7 protein-coding genes are annotated in these 10,593 nt (G+C 69.0%); 2 read left to right on the plus strand and 5 right to left on the minus strand.

Features of this window, described 5'->3' with window-relative positions; translation table 11 throughout:
• The 5 genes from ACXJLU_RS31290 to ACXJLU_RS31310 form a co-directional block, all read right to left on the minus strand.
• Positions 1–2,062 (minus strand): sensor histidine kinase (locus tag ACXJLU_RS31290; RefSeq protein ID WP_457337658.1); only part of this gene is annotated, 2,062 nt, incomplete at its 3' end.
• Positions 2,059–2,379 carry a circadian clock KaiB family protein gene (locus tag ACXJLU_RS31295; RefSeq protein WP_457337659.1) on the minus strand — a complete coding sequence of 107 codons (321 nt, stop codon included), beginning with the start codon at positions 2,377–2,379 and terminating at the stop codon, positions 2,059–2,061. The genes ACXJLU_RS31295 and ACXJLU_RS31290, both read right to left, overlap by 4 nt.
• On the minus strand, positions 2,376–2,717 hold the full coding sequence (locus ACXJLU_RS31300) for a circadian clock KaiB family protein (protein ID WP_457337660.1): 342 nt from the start codon (positions 2,715–2,717) through the stop codon (positions 2,376–2,378). The genes ACXJLU_RS31295 and ACXJLU_RS31300 overlap by 4 nt, the downstream gene beginning before the upstream one ends.
• The gene (kaiC, locus tag ACXJLU_RS31305; RefSeq protein WP_457337661.1) at positions 2,714–4,210 is read right to left on the minus strand and encodes a circadian clock protein KaiC; all 1,497 of its coding nucleotides are present in this window, start codon (positions 4,208–4,210) and stop codon (positions 2,714–2,716) included. The genes ACXJLU_RS31300 and kaiC overlap by 4 nt, the downstream gene beginning before the upstream one ends.
• 17 nt (positions 4,211–4,227) lie before the next feature.
• The gene (locus tag ACXJLU_RS31310; protein WP_457337664.1) at positions 4,228–4,593 is read right to left on the minus strand and encodes a response regulator; all 366 of its coding nucleotides are present in this window, start codon (positions 4,591–4,593) and stop codon (positions 4,228–4,230) included.
• 324 nt (positions 4,594–4,917) lie between these two features.
• Here ACXJLU_RS31310 and ACXJLU_RS31315 point away from each other — a divergent pair, with 324 nt between their 5' ends.
• A complete protein-coding gene (locus ACXJLU_RS31315) occupies positions 4,918–9,840 on the plus strand; it encodes a HAMP domain-containing protein (RefSeq protein ID WP_457337662.1) in 4,923 nt (1,640 codons plus the stop codon).
• Positions 9,841–9,866: 26 nt separating this feature from the next.
• Positions 9,867–10,593, plus strand: a 727-nt coding sequence (locus tag ACXJLU_RS31320) for a response regulator (RefSeq protein WP_457337663.1), incomplete at its 3' end; no start/stop codon positions are given.

Here is a 10,593-nt window from a genome sequence, read left to right on the forward strand (position 1 = left end):
GCCGCACGATGAAGCGGCAGCCGGTGCCCACACCGTCGCTGTGGGCCTCGACGCTGCCGCCGTGCATCTCCACCAACTGCTTCACGAGCGCGAGGCCGATGCCGAGCCCGCCCTGCGCCCGCGCAACCGAGCGGTCGACCTGCGCGAACATGTCGAACACCCGCGGCAGCATGTCGGACGCAAGGCCGACGCCGGAATCCTGCACCGCGATCACCGCCTCGCCGTTCTCCGGGTCCGCGCCGCGGCCTTCCTCGCGCCATGCGCTCAGCTCGATCGAGCCGCCCTCGGGCGTGTACTTCGCGGCGTTGTTCAGCAGGTTCGCGACGATCTGGCACAGCCGCGTGGTGTCGCCGTCGACGCACAGCTCGCCAGCCGGCGGCAGTTGCACTTGCAGCGTGTGCCGGCCCGCATCGACCAGCGGCCGGCTGGTCTCGACCGCCGTCTTCAGCACCTCGACCAGGTCGACGCGCGTGCGGCGCAGCTCGAGCTTGCCCTGGCTGATGCGGCTCACGTCGAGCAGGTCGTCGACCAGGTGCACCATCTGCCCCAGCTGCCGCTCGATCACGTCGCGCGCATGCGCCTGCGCCACCGGCCCCGGGCTGCGCTGCATGATCTGCAGCGCATTGCGGATCGGCGCCAGCGGGTTGCGCAGCTCGTGCGCCAGCGTCGCGAGGAACTCGTCCTTGCGGCGGTCGTTGTCGTGCAGCGCCTCCTCGGCCAGCTTGCGGTCGGTGATGTCGGCGACGATGCCGAGCAGCCGGCGGCCCAGGCCCCGGCTGCCGCCGCGTGCATCGCCTTCGCCGGCGTAGAACACGCCGTGCGCCTCGATCCAGTGCAGCGAACCGTCGGGCCACAGCACGCGGGCCTCGAAATGCAGATCCTGCCGCGTCGCCTCGCTGGTCTGGAACAGCGCCGCCACCCGCTCGCGGTCGGCCGGGTGCAGGTGCGACAGCATCACCCGGTGGCCCCACTGGCCGACCGGCTCGTCGTAGCCGAAGCAGCGGTCGTGGCGCAGCGAGGTGCGCGCGGTGTCGCTCTCGAGGTCGAGCTCCCATTCGCCGATGCGTGCCGAAGCCAGCGTGAACTGCAGCCGCGCCTGGCTCTCGTGGAAGGCCGCATCGATCAGCGCCTGCTCGGTCACGTCGGACGCGATCACCAGCACCGATTCGACGCTGCCGTCGTCGGCGAACTCCGGCATCAGCCGGGCGTTGAAGAAGCGCTTGCCCTGCTGTTCCTGTGCCGGGCCCAGGCCGCGCATCGTGTAGTTCAGCCGCACCAGCCGGCCGGTGGCGAACACCTCCTTCAGCGCGCCGTTCCATTGCGCGCACAGCGCCGCCGACAGGCCGAGTTCGCCGAAGGTCTTGCCCAGCATCGCCGACGGCGCGATGCCGAGGTGGCGCTGCACCACCGGGCTGACGTACACATGGCGCAGCTCACGGTCGATGCGCGCGAAGATGTCGGGCGAGTTCTCGACCAGCGTCGCGAACTCGCGCTCGCGGCGCGCCAGCGCGAGCGAGGCCACCATCAGCGTCTGCTCGGCCGCCACGCGCGCGCTCACGTCGCGGATCACGCACAGCCGGCCCATCGGCTCGCCCTGCGCGCCGCGCAGCCGCGACACGGTGCACTCCACCTGCATCGCCTCGTCGTTGCGCTTCACGTGCAGCAGCCGCGCGCGGTAGGCGCCCTGGTTGAGCAGCTCGCGCCGGCAGGCCTCGCGCAGCGTGTCGTCGGGCCAGACCTCGCGGTACAGCTCGTCGGCACTGCGTCCGAGCAGCGCCGACGCGCTCTGCCCGTACTGCCGCTCGGCGGCGGCGTTCATGAAGATCAGGTGGCCACCGTCGTCGAACGCGAGCACCGCGTCTTCCATCTGCGACAGCACCGCGCGGCGCAGCTTGTGGTCGGCGGCGTTCGCGCTGTCGAGCGTGTAGACGTCGCTGCCGACGACGATCGCGTCGACGTCGCCGTTGCGGATCGCGCGCAGCGTGTCCTCGGCCTCCTCCAGGCGAAACTTCAGCGCCTCATTCTCGACGAGGGCGCGCCTCAGCTGCTCGACCGGCGTCATTCGTGCGCTCCTGCCGCGTGCAAGCCGTGCAGCGGATCGAGCGAGCGGCGCAGGCGTTCGTCGTCGGACAGGTCACCGATGAGTCGCCGCAGCGGCAACGGCGCGAGCCGCACCAGCGTCGGCGCCGCGATGATCTGGTCGGCGGTGGCCTGTTCGACGTGCTCGCCGATGTCGAGCACCTCCAGCCGGTAGCGCCCGGACAGGTGGGTCTCGCAGAAGCGCCGTGCGTTGACGACCGCGCGCGCCGAGGCCGGCGTCGCCCCCGTGACGTAGAGCCGCAGGTCAACGAGGTCCGGCAGGCGGTCGACCAGCGTCATCGCGACGGCCGCATCGAAGACCGCACATACGGCCGCACGTCGAGGCCGACCAGCACCCGCTCTTCGTTCGACAGGTCGCCGATGATCTTGCGCATCGGCTCGGGCACCTTGCGCACCAGCGTCGGCACCGCGAGGATCTGGTCGCCGGCGGCGAGCTGCGGGTTCACCAGCAGGTCGACCACCTCGATCGAGTAGCGGCCCGCAAGGTGGGTCTCGCAGATGTGCTTCAGGTTGTCGAGCGCCGCCATCGACTTGGCCGTGTGCCCCGCGACGTACAGCTTCAGCTGCCACTCGGGCGTGGTGGCGATGGTGGAGATCGAACGCACGGCCGCATTCATGGCCGTGCCTCCAGCGCCTCGCGCAGCTTGCGCGCCGAGCCGGTCAGCACGCGCTGGTCGGCGACGAACACATCGACCAGATCGACCCCGTGTTCGCCGATCAGGAACTCGCGCACCTGGTTCGAATGCGGCATGCCGCGCGACTTGACCACCTGCATCGTGCGGGTGCGCTCGCCGTTGAATTCGAGGTTCGACAGCACGATCCAGCTGTCCATCAGCGACGAGACGCCGATGCCCGAGGTGTCGAAGACCTCGTTGGCCAGCCCGTGCGTCAGCGTCGTGAACACCGAGGTCACGCCCTGCTGCTTCAGGAAATCGATCAGGCGCAGCAGCGTGCCCTGCAGCGAGTTGTCGGGCTGGCGCATCTCGAGGTTGCTGATCGGGTCGATCACGACCGCGTCGGGCTTCGACGTCCTGACGATGTCGTACATCGCCACCAGGTGCTGCTCCAGCCCGTGCAGCGTCGGCCGCGACGCGTGGATCTCCAGCAGGCCCAACGCCCTCCAGCGCCCGAGGTCGATGCCGATCGACTTCATGTTGCGGATCAGCTGGCTCTCGGATTCTTCATAAGCGAACAGCACTGCCTTCTCGCCGCGCGCGCACACCGAGTCGACGAAGCTCGCGCCGACGCTGCTCTTGCCGGTGCCGGCGGTGCCCGAGATCAGCACGCTGCTGCCGCGGAACACGCCCTGCCCGCCCAGCATGCCGTCGAGCCCGCGCACACCGGTGGAGACGCGCTCGTCGCACGCCTGGTGGTCGAGCCGCAGCGAGGTGATCGGCAACACCGACAGGCCCTTGGTGCCGATCAGGAACGGATACTCGTTGGTGCCGTGCGCCGAGCCGCGGTACTTGACGACGCGCAGCCGGCGCGTCGAGACCTGGTCGACGATGCGGTGGTCGAGCAGCAGCACGCAGTCGGCCACGTACTCCTCGAGCCCGTAGCGGGTCAGCGTGTTCTCGCCACGCTCGCCGGTGACGATGGCCGTCATGCCGCGGTCCTTCAGCCAGTGGAACAGCCGGCGCAGCTCGGCGCGCAGCAATGCCTGGTTCGGCAGGCCCGAAAACAGCGCCTCGATGGTGTCGAGCACGACGCGCTTCGCGCCGATGCGGCGGATCGCGTGGTCGAGCCGGATGAACATGCCTTCGAGGTCGTACTCGCCGGTCTCCTCGATCTCGCTGCGCTCGATCTTCACCTGGTCGATCACCAGCTTGCCTTCGGCCTGCAGCACATCGAGGTCGTACCCGAGCGAGCGCATGTTGGCGACCAGGTCGTCGCTGCTCTCCTCGAAGCTCATGAACACCCCCGGTTCGCCGTGCTGCAGCGCGCCGTTCACCAGGAATTCGGCGGCCAGCAGCGTCTTGCCGCAGCCGGCCGCGCCGCACACCAGCGTCGGCCGGCCGCGCGGCAGCCCGCCTTCGGTGATTTCGTCCAGGCCGGCGATGCCGGTCGGGGCCTTCGGCAGCTGGCGATCCAGGGTGTCCGGTGTCTTCATGCGGGGCGTCCTCCTCGTCAGCCTCGGTTCCTGACCGCGGCACTGATCTCGTCCATCAACTGCTCGAGCTCTTCCGGTTCGAACGGCTTGCGCAGCGCCCGCACATGCGGGCCGAACTGCCGCACCCACTCGCCGAACTCGTAGCCCGAGCACAGCACCACCCAGCGGTCCGGCTGCTTCGCGAGCAGCTGCTTCGCGAGGTCGGTGCCGGAGATGCCGGGCAGGCTGACGTCGGTGATGACGATGTCGTACTCGTTCGCGGCGCACAGCGCCAGCGCCTCCTCGCCGTCAGCGCACGCAGTCAGCACGCGCCCCGGCTGCTCCATCAGCATCGCGATGCTGAGGCGCAGGTCGTCGTTGTCTTCAACGTAGAGCACGGTCACGTCTTGCAAATCGGGTCCTCCGGCGGGTGCCATGGTGGAAAAGTCTACGCTGCCGATGCGGGTGCATCGACACGCACGCGGGGCGCTGCGTCGGATGGGTGGGGGCTCGCCAACCCAGCAAATGCGCGGGTTTCCGGGGCATGGCGCGCCGGCTGTAGTCTCCATCCTACAAAGGCTGTCGGCGCCGTCCGTCATGATCATGAGCGGATCCAGCGGTAGTCTGCACCACCGTTGCCCGCGCCGTATGCAAAAAGACATGCTGCGGGCCAGAATCGCGCTCGCCGCCCTGCTCTCGCCGGCTTGAATCAGTATGGAAGCCCCGCCATGAACGTGCTTGAACTCAACGAGGTCGCGACGCCGGAACGCGAGATGGTCACCCTGCTCGCCGCATTGACGCAGTTGAGGCGCGGTGACGCCAGCGTGCGCTTGCCGCTGCACTGGGAGGGGCTGGCCGGCAAGGTGGCCGACGTCTTCAACGACCTGGTCGAGCAGAACGCCGCGATGGCCGACGAGCTCGGCCGGCTGCGCCAGGTGGTCGGCAAGGAAGGCAAGCTGAAGCAGCGCGCGGTGCTCAGCGAGACGCGCGGCTTCTGGGGCGCGTCGATGGAATCGATCAACGCGCTGATCGACGACCTGGTGCACCCGACCAGCGAGGTGGCGCGGGTGATCGGCGCGGTGGCCCAGGGCGACCTGAGCAAGAGCATGGCGCTGGAGGTCGAGGGCCGCGAGCTCGAGGGCGAGTTCCTGCGCACCGCGAAGACCATCAACAAGATGGTCGAGCAGCTCGGCAACTTCTCGGCCGAGGTCACGCGCGTGGCGCGCGAGGTCGGCACCGAAGGCATGCTGGGCGGCCAGGCCAAGGTGAAGGGCGTGGCCGGCACCTGGAAGGACCTGACCGACTCGGTCAACTCGATGGCCGGCAACCTGACCGACCAGGTGCGCAACATCGCCGACGTGACGACCGCGGTGGCCAAGGGCGACCTGTCGAAGAAGATCGACGTCGACGTGAAGGGCGAGTTCCTGACGCTGAAGAACACCATCAACACGATGGTCGACCAGCTGCGATCGTTCGCGTCGGAAGTGACGCGGGTGGCGCGCGAAGTGGGCACCGAAGGCTCGCTCGGCGGCCAGGCGCGGGTGGAAGGCGTGTCGGGCACCTGGAAGGACCTGACCGATTCGGTCAACTCGATGGCCGGCAACCTGACCAGCCAGGTGCGCAACATCGCCGACGTGACGAAGGCGGTGGCGGCCGGCGACCTGTCGAAGAAGATCACCGTCGACGTGAAGGGCGAGATCCTGGAGCTGAAGAACACCGTCAACACGATGGTCGACCAACTGCGATCCTTCGCCGCCGAGGTGACCCGCGTGGCGCGCGAGGTCGGCACCGAAGGCATCCTGGGCGGCCAGGCCGACGTGCAGGGCGTGGCCGGCACCTGGAAGGACCTGACCGAGTCGGTCAACTTCATGGCCGGCAACCTGACCAGCCAGGTGCGCAACATCGCCGAGGTGACGACCGCGGTGGCCGCCGGCGACCTGTCGAAGAAGATCACGGTCGACGTGAAGGGCGAGATCTCGGAGCTGAAGAACACCATCAACACGATGGTCGACCAGCTGCGATCCTTCGCCGCCGAGGTGACGCGCGTGGCGCGCGAGGTCGGCACCGAAGGCAAGCTGGGCGGCCAGGCCGACGTGCAGGGCGTGGCCGGCACCTGGAAGGACCTGACCGATTCGGTGAACCTGATGGCGTCGAACCTGACCAGCCAGGTGCGCAACATCGCCGACGTGACCAAGGCGGTGGCGGCCGGCGACCTGTCGAAGAAGATCACCGTCGACGTGAAGGGCGAGATCCTGGAGCTGAAGGCCACCATCAACACGATGGTCGACCAGCTGTCGTCCTTCGCGGCCGAGGTGACGCGGGTGGCGCGCGAGGTCGGCACCGAAGGCCGGCTGGGCGGCCAGGCGCAGGTGCGCGACGTCTCGGGCACCTGGAAGGACCTGACCGACAACGTGAACTTCATGGCCGGCAACCTGACCGGCCAGGTGCGCGGCATCGCGAAGGTGGTGACCGCGGTGGCCAACGGCGACCTGCAGCAGAAGCTGACGGTGGAGGCCAAGGGCGAGATCGCCGCGCTGGCCGAAACCATCAACAGCATGACCGAGACGCTCGCGACCTTCGCCGACCAGGTGACCACGGTGGCGCGCGAGGTGGGCGTCGAAGGCAAGCTGGGCGGCCAGGCCAAGGTGCCCGGCGCGGCCGGCACCTGGAAGGGCCTGACCGAGAACGTCAACCAGCTGGCGGCCAACCTGACCACGCAGGTGCGCGCGATCGCCGAGGTGGCGACCGCGGTGACGCAGGGCGACCTGACGCGCTCCATCACGGTGGAGGCGCAGGGCGAGGTGGCCGCGCTGAAGGACACCATCAACGAGATGATCCGCAACCTGAAGGACACCACGCAGAAGAACACCGAGCAGGACTGGCTGAAGACCAACCTCGCGAAGTTCAGCCGCATGCTGCAGGGCCAGAAGGACCTGCTGACGGTGGGCCAGCTGATCCTGTCCGAACTCGCGCCGGTGGTCGGCGCGCAGCAGGCCGAGTTCTACGTGCTGACCGGCAGCGGCGGCCTGGGCCCGCGGCTGAAGCTGTTCGGCAGCTATGCCTCGGGCGGCCAGGCCACGCACGGCAAGGAGGTCGACCTGGGCCAGGGCCTGGTCGGCCAGTGCGCGGTAGAGAAGACCAAGATCCTGGTGACCAACGTGCCGAGCAGCGCGATGCGCATCGCCACCGGGCTCAGCGAGGGCGCGGCGCTCGACATCCTGGTGCTGCCGATCGTGTTCGAAGGCGAGGTGCGCGGCGTGCTGGAGCTGGCCTCGCTGGAGCGCTTCAACCCGGCGCACCAGGCCTTCCTCGACCAGCTGACCGAATCGATCGGCATCGTGATCAACACGATCAGCGCCAACATGCGCACCGAAGACCTGCTGACGCAGTCGCAGTCGCTGGCCGAGGAGCTGCAGAGCCGCCAGCAGGAGCTGCAGCAGACCAACGAGGAGCTGCAGGAGAAGGCCCGGCTGCTGGTGCACCAGAACCAGGAAGTGGAGCGCAAGAACCAGGAAGTCGAGCAGGCGCGGCAGGCGCTCGAAGAAAAGGCCGAGCAGCTCGCGCTGACATCGAAGTACAAGTCCGAGTTCCTGGCCAACATGTCGCACGAGCTGCGCACGCCGCTGAACAGCCTGCTGATCCTGTCGGACCAGCTGTGCAAGAACAGCGACGGCAACCTGACGCCGCGCCAGGTGGAGTTCGCGAAGACCATCCACCTGTCCGGCAACGACCTGCTGATGCTGATCAACGACATCCTCGACCTGTCGAAGATCGAATCGGGCACGGTCGCGGTCGATGTCTCGGAGCTGCGGCTGGAAGACCTGCAGCGCTCGGTGGACCGCAGCTTCCGCCACGTCGCCGAATCGCGCCACGTCGCGTTCGAGATCGGCGCGCCGGTACGTCTCGCGCCTTTGCCGAAAACCATCGTCACCGACGTGAAGCGCCTGCAGCAGATCATCAAGAACCTGCTGTCGAACGCCTTCAAGTTCACCCACCAGGGCGCGGTGCGGCTGACGATGGAGGTGGTGGACCGTGGCTGGTCGCGCGACAACGAAGACCTGAACCGCGCGTCGCAGGTGCTGGCGTTCTCGGTGTCGGACACCGGCATCGGCATCTCGCCGGACAAGCAGCAGATCATCTTCGAGGCCTTCCAGCAGGCCGACGGTTCGACCTCGCGCAAGTACGGCGGCACCGGCCTCGGCCTTGCGATCAGCCGCGAACTGGCGCGGCTGCTGGGCGGCGAGATCCGGCTGGTCAGCGCGCCGGCCGAGGGCAGCACCTTCACGCTGTACCTGCCGCAGAGCTACAGCCCGACGCGCAGCCTGCGGCACGGCCGCAGCACGCCGCCGGGCGTGATGAGCGAGGTGTTGCCGATGCTGGAGCGCCCGCGCGTGGCGGAGGTGCCGGTATCGGTGAACGACACCGCGGACGCCGACGAGATGGGCGACAACGCCGCCAACGACGACCGCGCCGACATCCTGCTCGGCGACAAGGTGCTGCTGATCGTCGAGAACGACCTGGCCTTCGCCGACGTGCTGCTGCAGGCGGCGCGCCGCGTCGGCTTCAAGGGGTTGGTGAGCACCAGCGGCGCCACCGCGCTCGCGCTGACGCGCGACTTCCAGCCGGCGGTCATCACGCTCGACATCTTCCTGCCCGACATGGAGGGCTGGCGCATCCTCGAGCGGCTGAAGTCCGACCTCGCGACGCGCCACATCCCGGTCTGCGTGGTGTCGACCGACGACTCGCGCGAGCGCGCGCTGCGCTCGGGCGCGGTCGGCTTCCTGACGAAGCCGCTGCAGTCGGTCGACGAGGTCGAGGAAGCGCTCGGCCACCTGCACGAGTTCGCCGAGCGCCGCCGCAAGCGGCTGCTGGTGATGATGGACGACACGCCGGCGCGCGCGCAGTTCCTGGACGCGCTCGACACCGAGACCGACATCGTGCAGGCGAGCCGCGCCGACGAAGCGCGCGAGCGCATCGCGCACGGCAGCATCGACTGCCTGATCACCGACGGCAGCGTGCCCGACTTCGGGCCGGAGGACGTGATCGAGTCGCTCGAATCGCGGCCGCTCGCGCGCCAGCTGCCGATCGTGCTGGCGAGCAGCGACCCGGCGGTGTGCGTTGCCTGGGAGCGCGGCCACAGCGCGTTCGCGCTGCGCCGCGCCGACACGCTGGAGCGCATGCTCGATGCATCGGCCTTCTTCCTGCACCGCGGCGAGGCGACGATGTCGGAAGAAGAGCGCCGCTCGGCACGCGAGCTGCATGACGCCGACCGCCGGCTGCACGGCCGCAAGGTGCTGATCGTCGACGACGACATGCGCAACATCTTCGCGCTGGCGACGGTGCTGGACAACCACGGCATGGTGATCGTCTCGGCCGAGAACGGCCGCGATGCGATCCGCCTGGTGGAGACCGACCCGAGCATCGACATCGTGCTGATGGACATCATGATGCCGGAGATGGACGGCATGGAGACGATGCGCCAGATGCGCCGGCTGCCGCGCGGCAAGGAGCTGCCGCTGATCGCGGTGACGGCCAAGGCGATGAAGGGCGACCGCGAGAAGTGCATCGACGCCGGGGCCTGGGACTACCTGTCCAAGCCGGTCGACACCGCTTACCTGCTGGTCGTGCTGCGCGGGTGGTTGAGCAAGTGAGCGCGCCCCACGATCTCGACCCGAGGGTGAACATCCTCGTGGTCGACGACCTGCCGGAGAAGCTGCTGGTCTTCGGCACGGTGCTCGAGGAGCTCGGCCAGAACCTGGTGTTCGTGCGCTCCGGCCGCGAGGCGCTGCGCGAGGTGCTGCAGCGCGAGTTCGCGGTGATCCTGCTCGACGTCAACATGCCCGACATCGACGGCTTCGAGACCGCGGCGCTGATCCGGCAGTACAAGCGCTCGGTCGACACGCCGATCATCTTCATCACCTCGTACGCCGACGAGATGCAGACCGAGCGCGGCTATGCGCTGGGCGCGGTCGACTACATCCAGTCGCCGGTGGTGCCGCACATCCTGCGCAGCAAGGTGCGGGTGTTCGTGCGGCTGTTCGCGATGCAGCGGCAGATCCGCGAACAGGCCGATGCGCATGCGGCGATGGTGGCGGCCGACGCCGCGCGCCGCGTCGCCGAGGACAACGACCGCCGCTCGGCCTTCCTGGCCGACGCGAGCCGGGTGCTCAGCGGCTCGCTGCAGGCCGAGGTCTGCGTGCAGGCGCTGGCCGAGCTGCTGGTGCCGGCGATGGCGAGCGCCGCGCTGGTGCTGCCGGGCGACGAGCCGGGGCCGCGCCAGAAGCTGGTGTGCGCGTCGTCAGGCGCGGGTGGGGGCCACACCGCGAACCGCATGCTGATGGACATCGCGCCGCCGCTCGCCGCCGCGCTGCGCCAGGCGCTGRCCGAACGCCGCGGGGTGGCGC

This window comes from Rhizobacter sp. P5_C2 (genome assembly GCF_054049715.1).

Coding starts and splice junctions, on each gene's coding strand:
- ACXJLU_RS31295 (WP_457337659.1), bottom strand. CDS start 2,379: ATGACGCTGGTCGACCGCCTGCCGGACCTCGTTGACCTGCGGCTCTAC.
- ACXJLU_RS31300 (WP_457337660.1), bottom strand. CDS start 2,717: ATGAATGCGGCCGTGCGTTCGATCTCCACCATCGCCACCACGCCCGAG.
- kaiC (WP_457337661.1), bottom strand. CDS start 4,210: ATGAAGACACCGGACACCCTGGATCGCCAGCTGCCGAAGGCCCCGACC.
- ACXJLU_RS31315 (WP_457337662.1), top strand. CDS start 4,918: ATGAACGTGCTTGAACTCAACGAGGTCGCGACGCCGGAACGCGAGATG.